This is a genomic window from Streptomyces sp. NPDC046727, assembly GCF_040645635.1.
Classification (GTDB): domain Bacteria; phylum Actinomycetota; class Actinomycetes; order Streptomycetales; family Streptomycetaceae; genus Streptomyces.
On the sequence record NZ_JBEYYR010000010.1, the window covers coordinates 38,954 to 54,517 of the forward strand.

Annotated in this window: 16 protein-coding genes; 9 read left to right on the top strand and 7 right to left on the bottom strand. The window is 72.7% G+C overall.

All coding sequences use genetic code 11. The features are described from left to right. Positions 1-101: 101 nt before the first annotated feature. The 4 genes from ABZ937_RS14685 to ABZ937_RS14700 form a co-directional block, all read right to left on the bottom strand. Complete coding sequence (locus tag ABZ937_RS14685) at positions 102-854, bottom strand: MBL fold metallo-hydrolase (protein ID WP_361691032.1); 753 nt, start codon at positions 852-854, stop codon at positions 102-104. Positions 855-904: 50 nt separating this feature from the next. Continuing rightward, the gene (locus tag ABZ937_RS14690; protein WP_361691035.1) at positions 905-1,159 is read right to left on the bottom strand and encodes a hypothetical protein; all 255 of its coding nucleotides are present in this window, start codon (positions 1,157-1,159) and stop codon (positions 905-907) included. A gap of 11 nt (positions 1,160-1,170) precedes the next feature. After that, complete coding sequence (locus ABZ937_RS14695) at positions 1,171-1,476, bottom strand: hypothetical protein (RefSeq protein WP_361691038.1); 306 nt, start codon at positions 1,474-1,476, stop codon at positions 1,171-1,173. A 152-nt stretch (positions 1,477-1,628) separates the two neighbouring features. Then, on the bottom strand, positions 1,629-2,210 hold the full coding sequence (locus ABZ937_RS14700) for a TIGR03086 family metal-binding protein (RefSeq protein WP_361691041.1): 582 nt from the start codon (positions 2,208-2,210) through the stop codon (positions 1,629-1,631). Between the two features lie 229 nt (positions 2,211-2,439). On the opposite strand from ABZ937_RS14700, the gene ABZ937_RS14705 reads away from it, so the two are divergent. Then, the gene (locus ABZ937_RS14705) at positions 2,440-3,672 is read left to right on the top strand and encodes an MFS transporter (protein WP_361691044.1); all 1,233 of its coding nucleotides are present in this window, start codon (positions 2,440-2,442) and stop codon (positions 3,670-3,672) included. On the opposite strand, the gene ABZ937_RS14710 is transcribed toward ABZ937_RS14705, so the two are convergent. Continuing rightward, entirely contained in the window at positions 3,609-4,772 is a 1,164-nt protein-coding gene (locus ABZ937_RS14710) for a hypothetical protein (RefSeq protein WP_361691047.1), read from the bottom strand. The genes ABZ937_RS14705 and ABZ937_RS14710 overlap by 64 nt on opposite strands. Positions 4,773-4,803: 31 nt before the next feature. Further along, positions 4,804-5,745: a 5-dehydro-4-deoxyglucarate dehydratase gene (locus ABZ937_RS14715; protein ID WP_361691050.1), complete on the bottom strand. Its 942-nt coding sequence runs from the start codon at positions 5,743-5,745 to the stop codon at positions 4,804-4,806. Positions 5,746-5,968: 223 nt separating this feature from the next. Here ABZ937_RS14715 and ABZ937_RS14720 point away from each other — a divergent pair, with 223 nt between their 5' ends. The 7 genes from ABZ937_RS14720 to ABZ937_RS14750 all read left to right on the top strand — a co-directional run bounded on the left by ABZ937_RS14720 (position 5,969) and on the right by ABZ937_RS14750 (position 13,289). Then, positions 5,969-6,778: an NAD(P)-dependent oxidoreductase gene (locus tag ABZ937_RS14720; protein WP_361691053.1), complete on the top strand. Its 810-nt coding sequence runs from the start codon at positions 5,969-5,971 to the stop codon at positions 6,776-6,778. A 273-nt stretch (positions 6,779-7,051) separates the two neighbouring features. Next, positions 7,052-7,822: a DeoR/GlpR family DNA-binding transcription regulator gene (locus tag ABZ937_RS14725; protein WP_361691056.1), complete on the top strand. Its 771-nt coding sequence runs from the start codon at positions 7,052-7,054 to the stop codon at positions 7,820-7,822. Positions 7,823-7,899: 77 nt separating this feature from the next. After that, positions 7,900-9,270: a sugar ABC transporter substrate-binding protein gene (locus tag ABZ937_RS14730; RefSeq protein ID WP_361691059.1), complete on the top strand. Its 1,371-nt coding sequence runs from the start codon at positions 7,900-7,902 to the stop codon at positions 9,268-9,270. Next, the gene (locus ABZ937_RS14735) at positions 9,267-10,202 is read left to right on the top strand and encodes a sugar ABC transporter permease (protein ID WP_361691062.1); all 936 of its coding nucleotides are present in this window, start codon (positions 9,267-9,269) and stop codon (positions 10,200-10,202) included. Before ABZ937_RS14730 ends, ABZ937_RS14735 begins: the two co-directional genes overlap by 4 nt. Further along, entirely contained in the window at positions 10,199-11,044 is an 846-nt protein-coding gene (locus tag ABZ937_RS14740; protein WP_361691065.1) for a carbohydrate ABC transporter permease, read from the top strand. The genes ABZ937_RS14735 and ABZ937_RS14740 overlap by 4 nt, the downstream gene beginning before the upstream one ends. Then, positions 11,041-12,030, top strand: coding sequence for a zinc-dependent alcohol dehydrogenase family protein (locus ABZ937_RS14745; protein ID WP_361691068.1), 990 nt, complete (start codon positions 11,041-11,043; stop codon positions 12,028-12,030). The genes ABZ937_RS14740 and ABZ937_RS14745 overlap by 4 nt, the downstream gene beginning before the upstream one ends. Before the next feature lie 74 nt (positions 12,031-12,104). Then, positions 12,105-13,289, top strand: a complete 1,185-nt coding sequence (locus ABZ937_RS14750) for a TerD family protein (RefSeq protein ID WP_361691619.1) — start codon at positions 12,105-12,107, stop codon at positions 13,287-13,289. 34 nt (positions 13,290-13,323) lie between these two features. Here the strand turns inward: ABZ937_RS14750 and ABZ937_RS14755 are convergent, their stop codons facing one another. Continuing rightward, a complete protein-coding gene (locus ABZ937_RS14755; protein ID WP_361691071.1) occupies positions 13,324-13,920 on the bottom strand; it encodes a helix-turn-helix domain-containing protein in 597 nt (198 codons plus the stop codon). 151 nt (positions 13,921-14,071) lie between these two features. Between ABZ937_RS14755 and ABZ937_RS14760 the strand changes: the two genes are divergently transcribed. Beyond that, complete coding sequence (locus ABZ937_RS14760) at positions 14,072-15,511, top strand: MFS transporter (protein ID WP_361691074.1); 1,440 nt, start codon at positions 14,072-14,074, stop codon at positions 15,509-15,511. Positions 15,512-15,564 lie beyond the last annotated feature (53 nt).

The following is a 15,564-nucleotide window of genomic DNA, read 5'->3' on the forward strand; positions in this document are numbered from 1 at the left end:
ACATATCGCGTCTCATATATGACGTACGAAGTACGACGCGTTGAAGGTAGGAGGGAGCCCGGGCTTCGTCAATGCCTGTGACAAAGGAAGTTGAGGAGGGTTCAGGCGCTGTGGATGTGTCCCTCGACGGCCGCGAAGGTGGGCCGGCCGGAGGCGGAGGCGGCCCGGGCGGTGGCCGCCTCGCGGGTGAGCGTGGGGCCGGCATGGGTGACGAGCAGCTCTCGTACGCGCGCCGCACGGGCGACCCGGCCCGCGTCCTCCGGTGTCATATGGACCTGTTCGCCATCGCGATGCTCGCTGATGTCGGCCTCGCACAGGAACAGATCGGCGTGGGCGGCGAGTTCGGCGAGCGCGGGGCAGGGGCCGGTGTCCCCCGAGTACGCGAGCACACTGCCCTGGCACTCCGCCCGCAGCCCGTACGCCTCGGTGTCGTGGGCGACGGCACGGGCGGTCAGGCGGAGGTTCCAGTGCCGGACGTCGTGGCCGTCGTACAGGTCGCGGAAGTCGAGGACGCCCTTGAGGAAGCCGACGTCCGGCCGCCCGAAGAAGCCGGCCAGCCGGCGGGCGCAGTCCTTCGGCGCGTACACCGGGATCGGCGCGTGCGGCGTCATGCCGCCGAAGGCGAAGGCGTACGCGGCGGAGAGCAGGTCGGCGCTGTGGTCGGCGTGCAGATGCGAGATCCAGATCGCGGTGAGCCGGGACGGATCCGTGTGCCGCTGCAACGCGGCGAACGTACCGGGCCCCGCGTCCACCCACACCTCGGCACCGCCGCCGGACACCAGATACCCCGAGCAGGGCCGGTCGGGGCCGGGGTGCGGGGAGGCGGTTCCGAGGACGGTGAGCGTGAGCGGCATAGCAGGGAGCGTACGACGCCGGGCGCCCCGCTCCGGCTCACTCGGCCGAGTCAGACCTCCATCACGGCGTCGCAGTCGGGGCAGACCAGGGAGGCGTACTCCGCGGGGTACCAGGATGTGGGCGGGGAGCCGGGGGGTGCCGAGTGGGCCTTCTCCATGGCGAAGGTGTCCTTGCCGCAGAGTGTCCGGGGGCCCGCGGCGTCGGGCCGGCCGGGGGCGGCGGGGGCCGCGTGCACCCGGCGGGGGTGCCGTTCCGCGTCGGCCGCCGGATGCTCCAGCTCGTACACGACGACGATCTCGCTCATGGCAGCCGTGCTCACCCGTGGCCGGTGCCCGGGAGGCCGAGTTCACGGCCGCGGTAGAAGCCCTCGCGTTCGTCGACGACGTACGGGGCCATGGCCGCCCGGCGCTGCGCCTCCGGTTCGGAGGTCCGCCAGGCGTCGCAGGCGTCCCGGGAGTCCCAGAACGACACCCCGGTGATCTCCTGTCCGTCCTCGGACCAGTACGCGAAGGCGCGGCGCAGGCCCTGCGGAGAGGGCTCCGGGCGCCAGCTCCGCTCGAAGTCGTCCAGCGTGCCCGGCTGCAGGCGGCGCGTCGTTACCCACACGTAGTGCTCGTCCATGGCGGCTTCCTCCGTGGCTGTGCGCTTGGCGGACGCGTCGGGGATGACGAGGATCCGGTGATCCGATCATGCCCGCGAATCCGCGAGGGCGCTCGTTCAGAGACCGCGGTGACCGCAGTGACCGCGGTTACATGCCGGTGCCGGCGGGCCCGCTACGGCCGCCACCCCGGGTCCCGGCCGCTCAGGCCCACCGCCCGGTCCAGCAGCGGCGCCTCGGCCGGCACCGGGACGACCGGGCCGAAGAGGCCGTTGCCCCGGTCGGGGTCGTCGGCCGCGGCCAGCAGGAAGCCATGGGCGCACTCCAGGGCGGCCGGGTCGGGGCTGTAGTCCTGCCCGGTGGCGCGGGCCAGGTCCCAGCCGTGGATCACCAGCTCGTCGGCGACGACCGCACCGGCCACCGCGCCCGGCAGGTCCACCCCGCCGGCGCGGGTGTCACCGGTCCAGGCGGCCGGGTCGCGCCAGGCGGCGGCCAGCTCGTCCAGCGCGGCGGGCAGCTCCTCGCGCCAGAGGGGGCCGATGTCCGGGACGGCGGCGTCCGGGTCGGTGTCGGTCGTCGGGCCGAGGTCCTTGCGGGCGGCGTCCCGGAAGGCCACGGACAGCATCAGCAGGTGGCCCAGCAGCCGGCGCACGGCACAGTCCTGGCACGGTGTGGGGGCCGTCAGCTGCGCGTCGGTCACGGCCCCGGCGAGCCGGGCCACGATCCTGGTCTGCGGGCCGAGGTCCACGACGGTCATGGCTACTCCTTCAGGGGGTGCTTCCGGTACGAAGGGCAGACCGCCCGGCTTCCCGGAACTCATCGGTGCCGCGCCGCACCGTCGCCCACGGCGGCGCCCGCCCGCGAAGCACCCGCCCGCCCGTGGGCCTCGCCGCGGCACCTCCTCAGCGCCGCCGCCCCGGCCGGCCCGCGAACCTGGGCATCTTCCCGATCCCCGCACCCCCGCCTTAGCCGCACGATGACCAGGCATGACGACTTCCCTGACCGTGTTCCGCGTGCTGCGGGACCGCACCGCGGGGCTGTACCTGACGGCGGTGGTGGTGTCCGGCTTCGGCACCTCCTCGCTGTGGCTGGCCTCGGGCGTATGGGTGAAGGACCTGACCGGCTCCGACGGTCTGGCCGCCCTGTGCATGCTCGCCATGTGGGCGCCCACCCTGGCCGGGCCGGCGCTCGGCACGCTCGCCGACCGGGTCCGGCGGGTGCCCCTGCTCATCACCCTGAACCTGGGCCTCGCCGCCCTGCTCCTCACCCTCTTCGCCGTCGACTCCCCCGACCGGCTGTGGCTGCTGTTCGCCGTCCTGCTGGTGTACGGCGCCGCCGGTGTCGTCCACGACGCCGCCGAGTCGGCGCTGGTGACCGCCGCGGTCGGCCCGGACCTCCTGGGCGACTTCAACGGGCTGCGGATGACGGTCAGCGAGGGCATGAAGCTCGTCGCCCCGCTGACCGGCGCGGGCCTCTACGCGGCCTGCGGCGGCCCGGCCGTGGCCTGCCTGGACGCGGTCAGCTTCGTGCTCGCCGCCGGGGTGTGCGGCCTGCTGCGCGTGCGCGAGGAGCGGCCCGTGGCATCCGGCGCCGGCTGGTGGCGGGAGACCGCCGAGGGCGTCCGGCACCTGTGGGGGCACCCCGGGCTGCGCCCGCTGGTCACGGCGGGCGGTACGACGATGCTGCTGACCGCGGTGTGCAGTACGACGGTGTACGCGGTGGTCGACCGCCTCGGCCACTCCCCTGCCTACACGGGCGTGCTGTACGCCTTCCAGGGCGCCGGCTCGGTGGCCGCCGGGCTGCTCGCCGGGCCGGCGCTGCGGCGGCTGGGCGCGCGGCGGTTCGCGGCGGCGGGCATCGCGCTGACGGGGGTGGGGGTGGTGGCCCGGGCCGTGCCGTGGGACCCGGTGGCGCTGGCGGCCGGCGTGGCGAGCGGCCTGGGACTGCCCTGTGTGCTGATCGCCGCGCTCACCGCGGTCCAGCGGGAGACTCCCGGCCCGCTGCTCGGCCGGGCGACGGCGACCGCCAACACGCTGTTGTTCACCCCCAACGTGCTCGGACTCGCCGTCGGCGCCGGCCTGGTGGAACTGGCCGGCCCCGGGCTGCTGCTGCCGGCCCTCGGCCTGGCGCTGCTCCTGACGGCGGTGCCCCTGGCTCAGCGCGCCGAGAGCGCCTCCCGGACCGAGGCCAGGTCCCCGTCCGACGCCAACCCGGCGTGATACAGCCGCAGCTCCGTCGCGCCGTCGCCGCGCGCGCGTGCCGCGTCCGCCGCGAGCGTGCCGGGGCTGCCGCCCATCCCGGAGACGACGGTGAGGTTGGCGGCCAGCACCGTCCCCTCCCGCGCCTGCCCGGCGAAGGGCGCGAGCAGGCCCGTACCGCCCGTGCAGGGCACCACCACGCCGTCGGCCACGGAGAGGATGTGGGCGGGGTCGACGCCCGCGTTGGCGCCGCAGTGGTAGGGGACCGGGTCGGCGTGCAGCAGGACCTGGAAGCCCCGGGGCGCGGCGGCGCGTACGGCGGTGACCGCTTCCTCCTGGAGGGTGCGGGCGGTGGTGTCGCGCCACGCGCGCGTGGCGGCTGCCGTGTCCTCACCGAGCAGCTTCTCCACCGAGGGCCAGCCCTCGTCGTCGGCCGCGCCCCGCCACAGCGGTTCGAGCGCCTCGCGTACGGCCGCGGCGAGCGCGTCGGCGGCCAGGCCCCGCTCGCCGTAGCCGGCCCGGCAGGACGGGCAGAAGCACAGGGACATCAGGTACTGCCCGGCGTCCCCGAGGCCGACGCCGGCGGTCTTGTCGTGGGCGTGCAGGTGCTGCAGCCCGTACCAGCCGAGGGACTCCAGTTCGGTGCCGTGCGCGCCGGGGCGTACGGCGGCCTCGGCGGCCAGGTCGGCCAGGTAGGCGCGCGTGGCGGGCTGGGCGATGCAGGGCGCCCACGGGTAGCGGTCGCCGTAGGCGTTGACGACCGCGGTGTCGGGGTGTTCGGCGCCCAGCCGGGAGTTGTGGGCGAGGACGACCCAGGTGTGCACCTCCAGTCCGGCCGCGTCGAGGGCCTCGGCGGCCTCGCCGTAGGCGTTGCCGGGGGCCCAGCGGCCGGCGGGGTAGGGGCGCAGACCGCGGCCCGCCCAGCGGTCGCCCGGCGGGTAGAGGACGGCCGCGTACTCGGCGGTGACGATGCGGTGGCGGGGGTGGCGCGGGGTCAGCGCGCGGGTGGAGTGGTAGGCCGCGGCGAGGGTGACCTGCTCGACGCCGAGTCCGGCGATGCGTGCGGGGGCCTCGGGGTCCCCGTTGACGTCCCAGGGGTAGACGAACGCCGATGCCTTCACGCGTCCTCCTCCCGTGCGGGGCCGTTGTCGCTCACGCGTCCTCCTCCAGCAGGGCGTAGCCGCGTTCGATCAGCTGGGCGAGCTGTTTGACATGGTCCTCGGCCGGCTCGTGCAGCGGGGGCCGGACCTCGCCGACGTCCAGGCCGCGCAGCCGCACCCCGGCCTTGACGAGGGAGACGGCGTATCCGCGGCCCTGGGCGCGCAGCTCGACGAACGGGCGGTAGAAGCCGTCCAGCAGGCGGTGCGCGGTGGGCAGGTCGCCCGTCTCCAGGGCGCGGTGGAAGGCGAGGGCGATCTCCGGCGCGAAGCAGAACACGGCGGAGGAGTACAGGGTGATGCCGAGCGCGCGGTAGGCGAGCTGGGTCTGCTCGGCGGTGGGCAGGCCGTTGAAGTACAGGAAGTCGCCGGGGGCCTCGGTGCGGACGGCGCTGACGACGCGCTGCATCAGGTCGAGGTCGCCGAGGCCGTCCTTGAGGCCGATGACACCGTCCGTGCGGGCCAGTTCGACCACGGTCCGCGGGGTGAACACGGCGTTGTCGCGCTGGTAGACGACGACCGGCAGGGCGGTGGCCGCGGCGATCTCCCGGTAGTGCCGCAGCAGGCCCTCCTGGCCGGCGAGCACGAGGTAGGGCGGCATGGCGAGGAGGCCGTCGGCGCCCGCGTCCGCGGCGAGCCGGGCGTAGCGGACGGCGAGGGCCGTACCGTAGCCGGCGCCCGCGACGACGGGGACGCGCCCGTCGGCCGCCTCGACGGCCGCGCGGACGCAGGCCTCGAACTCCTCCGGCAGCAGCGCGTGGAACTCCCCGGTGCCGCAGCAGGCGAAGACGGCGGCGGCACCGGCCGCGACACCCCGGCGCACATGGGTGCGGTAGACGTCCAGGTCGAGTGAGCCGCCGGGGCCGTAGGCCGTGACGGGGAAGAAGAGCGGCCCGCTCGGATCGCGGAGCCGGTCAGCGAGAGGGGCTGGCGTCACAGGCGCTCCCTGTCGGTGCATGTTTCTGATCAGCGTCTATATTTCTGAACACGCTCACGCTACGAGTCCGCATTGGAGCGGGTCAAGCGCGCGAACGGGCAATCCACAAGCGGATTCTCCCCTGTCGCGGCACACTTGACGGGGCGGATCACCGCTCCTTAGCGTGTCCATGAATATGAACCTTGTCCACGCATGCGGCCATTGACGTCAAGGAGACCGAAGGATGCCCGCTCCCCGTACGATCCTGCTCACCGGCGCCGCCGGCGGGCTCGGCACCCTGATGCGGTCCCTGCTGCCGGAGTACGGCTACGCGCTGCGGCTGTTCGATGTGCGCCCCGTCGACGGCGAGCCGGACGCCATCACCGCCGACCTCACCGACACCGGCGCGCTGCGCGAGGCGGTGCGGGGCGTGGACGCGGTCCTGCACCTCGCGGGCATCTCCCTGGAGGCGCCCTTCGAGAAGATCCTGCGGTCGAACATCGAGGGCACCTACAACCTGTACGAGGCCGCCCGCCAGGAGGGTGTGCCGCGGATCGTCTTCGCCTCCTCCAACCACGCCGTCGGCTTCACGCCGGCCCCGCGCGCGGGCGAGCCGCTGATCCCCGTCGACACCCCGCGCCGCCCGGACACCTTCTACGGCCTGTCGAAGTCCTTCGGCGAGGACCTCGCCCAGCTGTACTGGGACAAGCACGGCCTGGAGACCGTGTCCGTGCGCATCGGCTCCTGCTTCCCGGAGCCCACCAGCGTCCGCATGCTCTCGGTGTGGATGAGCCCGGCCGACGGCGCCCGACTCTTCCACGCGGCCCTGACCGCCGAGGAGGTCGGCCACACGGTCGTCTACGGCTCCTCCGCCAACACCCGCCTGTGGTGGGACCTGACCACCGCGCGGGCGCTCGGCTACGAGCCGCGGGACGACTCCGAGCCGTACGCCGGGAAGCTGATCGCCGAGCAGGGCGAGCTGGACCCGGAGAACCCGGCCCACAGCCACCTGGGCGGGCACTTCGTGAACGACCCGCCGATCTGGCCGTACTGAGCCATTCCGCGGCCCGGAACGGCCGGAAACGATCGTCCACACGCGCGGGCGGGCACCGAACGGGCCCGCCCGTCGCCGTGTCCGGGCATCCGGCGCGCCCGTTTCCCCCGCGCCCCGGACAGCCGCGCAGGTCCGAGGCGGTCACGGCCGGTGCGAAGCGGGCCCAAGCGGGCAGGAACGGGCCCGCAACAGACCTGGTCAGCCGCGCGCACCGAGGGTAGAACTTCCCCCAGGAGCCCGAACGGGCAGTTCCACAGGGAAGTGGGTGACGACATGAGCATGTGGACCACGGACGAGCGCCGGCGCGAGATCGTGCGGGCCGCTCGCGCCACGGGCTCCGTGGACGTCACCGCCCTCGCCGCCGAGCTGGGCGTGGCCAAGGAGACCATCCGGCGCGACCTGCGCGCGCTGGAGGACCACGGCCTGGTCCGCCGCACCCATGGCGGCGCCTACCCGGTGGAGAGCGCCGGCTTCGAGACCACGCTCGCCTTCCGCGCCACCAGCCATGTGCCCGAGAAGCGCCGGATCGCCACCGCGGCGGCCGAGTTGCTCGGGGACGCCGAGTCGGTCTTCGTCGACGAGGGCTTCACCCCCCAGCTCATCGCCGAGGCGCTGCCCAGGGACCGGCCGCTGACCGTGGTCACCGCGTCCCTGCCGGTCGCGGGCGCCCTCGCGGAGGCCGGGAGCATCTCGGTCCTGCTGCTCGGCGGACGGGTCCGGGCCGGCACGCTGGCCACCGTCGACCACTGGACGACGAAGATGCTGGCCGGCTTCGTGATCGACCTCGCCTACATCGGTTCCAACGGCATCTCCCGCGAGCACGGCCTGACCACCCCCGATCCCGCGGTCAGCGAGGTCAAGGCCCAGGCCGTGCGGGCGGCGCGGAGGACGGTCTTCGCGGGCGTGCACACCAAGTTCGGGGCGGTCAGCTTCTGCCGGTTCGCCGAGGTCGCCGAGCTGGAGGCGATCGTGACGAGCACGCAGCTCCCGACGGCGGAGGCCCACCGGTACGCCCTGCTGGGACCCCAGGTCATCCGGGTCTGACAAGACACTCACCCACCCATGGGGCGCACGTGTATCGATCACCGCCCTATATATCCCGATATATCCAGGAGCGATCCATGCGAACCCAGAGCCGACGGAGGCCGCGAGCCACGCTCGCCATGGCCGCCGCAGGGACGCTGCTCGCCCCGCTGCTCTCCGGCTGCTGGGTCGGTGCGGGCGGGTCCGGTTCAGGCGGCGACTCCATCAACGTACTGATGGTCAACAACCCGCAGATGACCGAGTTGCAGAAGCTGACCGCCGCCCACTTCACCAGGGAGACGGGCATCAAGGTCAACTTCACGGTCCTGCCCGAGAACGACGTCCGCGACAAGATCAGCCAGGACTTCGCCAACCAGGCCGGCCAGTACGACGTGGCCACGCTGTCCAACTACGAGATACCGATCTACGCCCGCAACGGCTGGCTGCACGAGATGGACCCGTACGTCGCGAAGGACCCGTCGTACGACGAGCAGGACGTCCTCAAGCCGATGCGCGAGTCCCTGACCGGCAACGACGGCAAGCTCTACGGCCAGCCCTTCTACGGCGAGTCGTCCTTCCTCATGTACCGCAAGGACGTGTTCGCGGCGAAGGGCCTGACCATGCCGGCCCACCCGACCTGGCAGCAGGTCGCCCGGCTCGCCGCCGAGGCGGACGGCGCCCGCTCCGGCATGCGCGGCATCTGCCTGCGCGGCCTGCCCGGCTGGGGCGAGCTGATGGCACCGCTCACGACGGTCGTGAACACCTTCGGCGGCACCTGGTTCGACAAGGACTGGAAGGCGGAACTCGACTCCCCGGCCTTCGAGAAGGCGACGAAGTTCTATGTCGGCCTCGTACGCGAGCACGGCGAGTCCGGCGCCGCCCAGTCCGGCTTCGCCGAGTGCCTCAACAACATGACCCAGGGCAAGGTCGCCATGTGGTACGACGCCACCTCCGCGGCCGGCCTGCTGGAGGCGAACGACTCCCCGGTCAAGGGCAAGCTCGGCTACGCCCCCGCGCCCGTGGAGCGCACGAAGTCCTCCGGCTGGCTCTACACCTGGGCCTGGGGCATCCAGAAGGCCTCCCGCAACCCGGACAAGGCCTGGAAGTTCGTGTCCTGGGCGTCCGGCAAGGGCTACGAGCAGCTGGTCGGCGAGACCAGCGGCTGGTCGAACGTCCCGGCGGGCAAGCGGGCCTCGACCTACACGAACGCCGACTACCGCAGGTCGGCCGCCTCCTTCCAGGAGATGACCAAGGAGGCCATCGAGAACAGCCGCCCGAACGACCCCGGCGTACAGCCGCGCCCCGCGCCCGGCATCCAGTTCGTCGGCATCCCCGAGTTCACCGATCTCGGCACCAAGGTCTCCCAGGAGATCAGTTCGGCCATCGCCGGGCGCCAGTCCGTCGACTCGGCCCTGAAGAAGTCGCAAGCGCTCGCCGAGAAGATCTCCAAGGAGTACGAGGGACGATGACCGCGACGACAGCCCCGTACGCAGCGACACCGGTACGCGCCACCCGGCAGCCCTCCGCCCGGCTGCGCGCCTGGGCCACCCGGGCCCCCCTCCTGCCCGCCCTCGTCTTCATGATCGTCGTGACCCAGCTGCCGTTCGTGGCCACGCTGGTGATCTCCTTCTTCGACTGGAACTCCCTCTATCCGCAGGCCCGTCACTTCGCCGGCCTCGACAACTACCGCCAGGTCCTCACCGACGCGGACCTGCGCCACTCGGTATGGACGACCGTGCTGCTCACGGTGGCGGTGGTCCTGGTCAGCCTGGTCCTCGGCCTGGTCCTCGCCCTGCTCCTGAACCACAGGTTCCGCGGCCGGGGCCTCGTCCGCACCCTGCTGATCGCCCCGTTCCTGGTGGTCCCGGTGGCCGCGGCCCTGCTCTGGAAGCACGTTCTCTACAACCCCGAGTACGGCCTGCTCAACGGCCTGTTGCACTACGTCGGCGGGCCACAGCCCGACTGGATCTCGGGCACCCCGCTGCTGGCGGTCGAGGCCTCCCTGGTGTGGCAGTGGACGCCGTTCATGATGCTGATCCTGCTCGCCGGACTGCAGAGCCGTGACCCCGAGCAGATCGAGGCCGCGCGGGTGGACGGCGCGAACGACTGGCAGGTCTTCCGGCACATCACGCTCCCGCACCTGCGCCGCTACCTCGAACTCGGCGCCCTGCTGGGCTCGATCTACATCGTCCAGAACTTCGACGCGGTCTTCACGATCACGTCCGGCGGCCTGGGCACCGCCAACCTCCCCTACACCGTCTACCAGAGCTTCTACCAGGCCCACGAGAACGGCCTGGCCTCGGCCGCCGGTGTCCTGGTGGTCATCGGCTCGATCGTCATCGCGACCTTCGCCCTGCGCGTGGTGTCGTCCCTGTTCCGCGAGGAGGTGTCCCGCGCATGAGCGACATCGCCGTGAGCATCAGGAAGCACCGGGGTCTGGGCCTCGGCCTGGTGGCCTGGCTGGCCGGCATCGTGTTCTTCCTGCCCATCGCCTGGATGGCGCTGACGTCCCTCCACTCCGAGGCGGACGCGGCGACCAACCCGCCCTCCTTCGGCGCCGCCCTCACCCTGGACGGCTACCGCGAGTTCTTCGGCGCGGGCGGCGGGGCCAGTCCCTGGCCGGCGCTGGTCAACTCGACGGTCGCGTCGGTGGTCTCCACGGTCTGCGTGCTGCTCCTCGCCCTGCCGGCGGCGTACGCGCTGTCGATCCGCCGGGTGAGGAAGTGGACGGACGTCCTGTTCTTCTTCCTGTCCACGAAGATGCTGCCGGTCGTGGCCGGACTGCTGCCGGTCTACCTGTTCGCGAAGAACACCGGGATGCTCGACAACATCTGGTTCCTGGTCATCCTCTACACCTCCATGAACCTGCCGATCGCGGTGTGGATGATGCAGTCGTTCCTCGCCGAGGTACCGGTCGCGGTGATCGAGGCGGCGCAGATCGACGGCGCCCGGCTGCCGACGATCCTCGCCCGCGTGGTGGCCCCCATCGCCCTGCCCGGCATCGCCGCCACCGGCCTGATCTGCTTCATCTTCAGCTGGAACGAGCTGCTGTTCGCCCGGGTCCTGACGGGCGTGGTCGCCCAGACCGCCCCCGTCTTCCTGACCGGCTTCATCACCAGCCAGGGCCTGTTCCTGGCCAAGGTGTGCGCCGCGTCGCTCGTCGTCTCCCTGCCGGTGCTCGCCGCGGGGTTCGCCGCCCAGGACAAGCTGGTCCAGGGCCTGTCGCTTGGAGCCGTGAAATGAAGGCCGCCGTCATCGAGTCCGTGGGCCGGGCCGTCGTCACCGAGGTCCCCGACCCGACGCCGGGACCCCGCGAGGTCGTCGTCGAGGTCGCCGCCTGCGGCCTGTGCGGCACCGACCTGCACATCCTCCAGGGCGAGTTCGCGCCCGAGCTGCCGATCGTGCCGGGGCACGAGTTCGCCGGCGAGGTCGTCGGCGTCGGCACCCGGGTCACCGAGGTCGCGGTCGGCGACCGGGTGGCCGTGGACCCCTCGCTGTACTGCTACGAGTGCCGGTACTGCCGCGACGGCCACAACAACATGTGCGAGCGGTGGGGCGCGATCGGCGTGACGACGGCGGGCGGGGCGGCCCGGTACGCCGTGGCCCCCGTGGCGAACTGCGTGAAGCTGCCCGAGCATGTGCGCACCGAGGACGCGGCCCTGATCGAACCCCTGTCCTGCGCGGTGCGCGGCTACGACGTGCTCCGGTCCCGCCTGGGCGCCCACGTGCTGATCTACGGCTCCGGAACCATGGGCCTGATGATGCTGGAGCTGGCCAAGCGGACCGGCGCGGCCCGCGTGGACGTGGTGGACATCAACCCGGCCCGCCTGGAGACGGCCCGCGGGCTCGGGGTCTCGGGCGCGGCCGGCAGCGCGGACGAGCTGGACCGGCCGCAGGGCTGGGACGTGGTGGTGGACGCCACCGGCAACGCCAAGGCGATCCAGGACGGCCTGGAGCGGGTGGCCAAGGCAGGCACGTTCCTGCAGTTCGGCGTGGCCGACTACGCGACCCGGGTGACGATCGACCCGTACCGCATCTACAACCAGGAGATCACCATCACCGGCTCCATGGCGGTGCTGCACAGCTTCGAACGGGCGGCGGAGCTGTTCGCGAACGGCGTCCTGGATCCCGACGTCTTCATCAGCGACCGGATCCCGCTGGACCGGTACCCCGAGGCGCTGGAGCAGTTCGCGGCGGGGGTCGGCCGCAAGATCGTCGTGGTGCCCTGAGCCGATCGGGGGTCCGCTCGCCGTCGGTAAGGGAACGGTAAAGCGGTGTCGTTCGTTCACCCGGCATGACAGCTATGACCCCTGGCTCGAACATCCCTCTTCCGGCCGCGCGCGTGACGGTGGACGTCTCCGCTCCGGTGCGGCTCGACGTGTCGGGCCTGCTGCTCACCGCCGACGGCAAGGTGCGCTCCGACGACGACTTCATCTTCTACAACCAGCCCGCCGGACCGGGCGTGACGTACACGTCCGGCGGCGGTGCGGCGCCCGACGCGATCACGGTCGACACCGCCGCGGTGCCGCCGGACATCGAGAAGATCGTGGTCACGGCCAGCCCGGACGCGGCCGGCCAGACCTTCCAGGGCATCGAGCCGACGGCCACGATCCGGGACGCGGACGGCGGCTCGGCCCTGGCCACGTTCACACCGCCGCAGCTCGGCACGGAGACGGCGCTGGTGATCGTGGAGATCTACCGGCGCAACGGCCAGTGGAAGGCCCGCGCCGTCGGCCAGGGGTACGCCAACGGACTGGCCGGCATCGCGACGGACTTCGGCGTGACGGTGGAGGAACCGGCCGCGGCCCCAGCGGCCCCGCCGCAGCCGGCCGCCGCGCCCACCGTCCCGGCCGCTCCCGCCGCCCCGCCGCAGCCGGTGGCCCCGCCGCCCGCTCCGGCGCCGGGCGCCGGGAAGATCAACCTCGACAAGGGCCGCGTCAGCCTCCAGAAGAACCAGACCGTGTCCCTGGTCAAGGGCGGCCGGCCACTGCTCTCCCAGGTGCAGATGGGCCTCGGCTGGGAGCCGGCGTTCCGCGGCAAGGACATCGACCTGGACGCCTCGGTCATCGCCTACGGCCCGCAGCGCAACCACATCGACAGCTGCTACTTCGGCAAGCTCACGATCCTGAACGGCGCAGTGAAGCATTCCGGCGACAACCTCACCGGTGAGGGCGGTGGTGACGACGAGGTCATCATGGTCGACCTCGGCCGCCTCCCCCAGGAGGTCACCGGCCTGGTCTTCACGGTCAACTCCTTCTCCGGCCAGAAGTTCACGGAGGTCGCCAAGGCGTACTGCCGCCTGGTCGACGCGGCCACGGGCGAGGAGCTGGTCCGCTTCGACCTCACCGGTGCCGAGCCCCAGACGGGCGTCATGATGGCCAAGCTCATCCGCCAGTTCTCCGGCGAGTGGGACATGACGGCCATGGGCGACTTCGTGAAGGCCCGCACGGTGCGGAACATGGTGGATCCGGGGGCGCGGGCCCTGTAAGCGGTCGTACGACAGCCATCGGCGCCCCCGTCGGTCAGGGGGCGCCCGGTTGTCCGTGCTCCCCGCCCGGCCGCAGTCCCTCCGTGAGCAGGGACAGATACCGGCGGATCTCCTTCGGCTCCCCGTGCGCCAGCTCCGTGGCCATCGCCACTCCGTGCGCCAGCCGCAGCACCTCGATCGGCTCCACGTCCCTCCGCAGCGCGCCGTCCGCCTGCGCCGCCTGCGCCAGCCGGGCCATCGCGCCCTTCACCACGGTCCCGCAGGCCGTCAGTGTCGCCGCGGCGCCGTCCGTCACCGCCGAGCTGAGCAGGGCCTTCATGCCCCGCACCTGAAGGGTGCCGACAGCCAGCTCGTACAGCCACTCCGTGAGCGCCTCGCCCGGCGGCAGCTCCTTCGCCAGCTCGTCGGCGCGCACCCCCAGCGCCTCGATCCGGTCCAAGTACGCCGCCTCCAGGAGGGCCTGCCGGCTCGGGAAGTGCCGGTAGAGCGTGCCCGAGCCGACGCCCGCCCGCTTGGCGATGTCGTCGAGTGACGCGTTCTCCCCATGCTCGGCGAAGGCCTCCACCGCCACCTTCAGCAATCGCTCGTAGTTGCGCCGAGCGTCCGCGCGCATGGGCCTGCCCTGCGTCATCCACTCACTCCTTGCAAACCGGGGACTCTCTCCGTATCTTATCGAGCACTAAACGGAGACAGTCCCCGCTTACCGCCGCAGTGCTCCGTGGGCAGCTCGCCCCTGCCCGCGGACGCCGTGCGCCCGGGGACACACAGACCGGGAGACCGCCTTGTCCACCCCGTCCGCACCGTCCGCCACCGCATCCGCGTCCGCAGCTACACCCGCGCCACCCGCGCGGCTCGGCACCACCCTCCTCGTCATCGTCACCGCCTACCTGATGGTCGGCGTCGACTCCACCGTCGTCAACGTAGCGCTGCCGGACATCCAGCGGGGTCTGCACTTCAGCCGCACCGGCCTGTCCTGGGTCCTCAACGCCTACACCCTCGCCTTCGGCGGTCTGCTGCTGCTCGGCGGCCGGGTCGGCGACATCCTGGGCCGCCGCCGCGCCCTGACCGGCGGCGTCCTGCTGTTCGCCGTGTCCTCGCTGCTCGGCGGGCTCGCCACCGACGGGGGCTGGCTGCTCGCCGCCCGCGCGCTCCAGGGTCTCGGCGGGGCCCTGATCGCCCCGAGCACCCTCGCCCTGATCACCACCAGCTTCCCCGACGGCCCGCCCCGGCACCGCGCGCTGAGCGTCTACTCCTCCATGGCCGGCATCGGCGGCTCCGTCGGCCTGGTCCTCGGCGGCATGCTCACCTCCTGGGCGTCCTGGCGCTGGGCCCTGCTCGTCAACGTCCCCATCGGCCTGGCGCTGGTCCTCGCCCTGCCCCGCTTCGTCGCCGAGACCCCGCGCCACACGGGCCGCTTCGACCTGCCGGGCGCGCTGACCGGGACGGCCGGCACGACCTCGCTGGTGTACGCCTTCATCCGGGTCTCGGAGGGCGGCTGGAGCGACACCCGGGCCCTGCTCGGCTTCGCCGCGGCGGCCGTCCTGCTCGCCGGCTTCCTGCTGGTCGAGTCGCGGGCGGACCAACCGGTGCTGCCGCTGCGCCTGTTCGCGGACCGGAACCGGGCCGGCGGATACGTGAGCATCCTGCTGCTGCCCGCTGGCATGTTCGGCGCCTTCTACTTCCTCACCCTGTTCGGCCAGCAGGTGCTGCGCTACAGCCCGTTGCGCGCGGGCTTCGCCTTCCTGCCGATGACCCTGGTGATGTTCACGACCGTACGGCTGGTGCCCCGGCTGCTGGCCCGGTTCGGCACCAAGCCGGTGCTGCTGACCGGCATGGCCCTCGCCGCGCTCGGCACCGGCCTGCTGGCCCGGCTGGAGCCCGGGGACGGCTACGCGGCCGGGCTCCTCGGACCGCTGGTCCTGGTGGGCCTCGGCCTGGGCATGAGCTTCATGCCGCTCAACGCGACGATCCTGGCCGCCGTCACCCCGAAGGAGGCGGGCGCGGCCTCCGGACTGCTGCAGACCCTGCAGTGGCTGGGCGGCACGGTCGGCCTGTCCGTCCTGGTGACGGTGTACGGCACGGCGACCCGGCACACCACCGGGTCCCCGGACGCCGTCCTCACCCACGGCGCCGCCCACGCCTTCGCCGCCGGCGCCCTGCTCACCCTGGCCGGCCTGCTGGTGGCGGCGACGGTCCTGACCGGCAGGCGCGAAGCCGCCTAGCGCGGGCCGGCCGGTGCCGCTCGGCGTCGGCCGGCCGGGCTGCCGCCCGGACG

Coding starts and splice junctions, on each gene's coding strand:
- ABZ937_RS14750 (WP_361691619.1), top strand. CDS start 12,105: ATGACCCCTGGCTCGAACATCCCTCTTCCGGCCGCGCGCGTGACGGTG.
- ABZ937_RS14725 (WP_361691056.1), top strand. CDS start 7,052: ATGAGCATGTGGACCACGGACGAGCGCCGGCGCGAGATCGTGCGGGCC.
- ABZ937_RS14735 (WP_361691062.1), top strand. CDS start 9,267: ATGACCGCGACGACAGCCCCGTACGCAGCGACACCGGTACGCGCCACC.
- ABZ937_RS14730 (WP_361691059.1), top strand. CDS start 7,900: ATGCGAACCCAGAGCCGACGGAGGCCGCGAGCCACGCTCGCCATGGCC.
- ABZ937_RS14700 (WP_361691041.1), bottom strand. CDS start 2,210: ATGACCGTCGTGGACCTCGGCCCGCAGACCAGGATCGTGGCCCGGCTC.
- ABZ937_RS14740 (WP_361691065.1), top strand. CDS start 10,199: ATGAGCGACATCGCCGTGAGCATCAGGAAGCACCGGGGTCTGGGCCTC.
- ABZ937_RS14690 (WP_361691035.1), bottom strand. CDS start 1,159: ATGAGCGAGATCGTCGTCGTGTACGAGCTGGAGCATCCGGCGGCCGAC.
- ABZ937_RS14705 (WP_361691044.1), top strand. CDS start 2,440: ATGACGACTTCCCTGACCGTGTTCCGCGTGCTGCGGGACCGCACCGCG.
- ABZ937_RS14745 (WP_361691068.1), top strand. CDS start 11,041: ATGAAGGCCGCCGTCATCGAGTCCGTGGGCCGGGCCGTCGTCACCGAG.
- ABZ937_RS14720 (WP_361691053.1), top strand. CDS start 5,969: ATGCCCGCTCCCCGTACGATCCTGCTCACCGGCGCCGCCGGCGGGCTC.
- ABZ937_RS14755 (WP_361691071.1), bottom strand. CDS start 13,920: ATGACGCAGGGCAGGCCCATGCGCGCGGACGCTCGGCGCAACTACGAG.
- ABZ937_RS14695 (WP_361691038.1), bottom strand. CDS start 1,476: ATGGACGAGCACTACGTGTGGGTAACGACGCGCCGCCTGCAGCCGGGC.
- ABZ937_RS14685 (WP_361691032.1), bottom strand. CDS start 854: ATGCCGCTCACGCTCACCGTCCTCGGAACCGCCTCCCCGCACCCCGGC.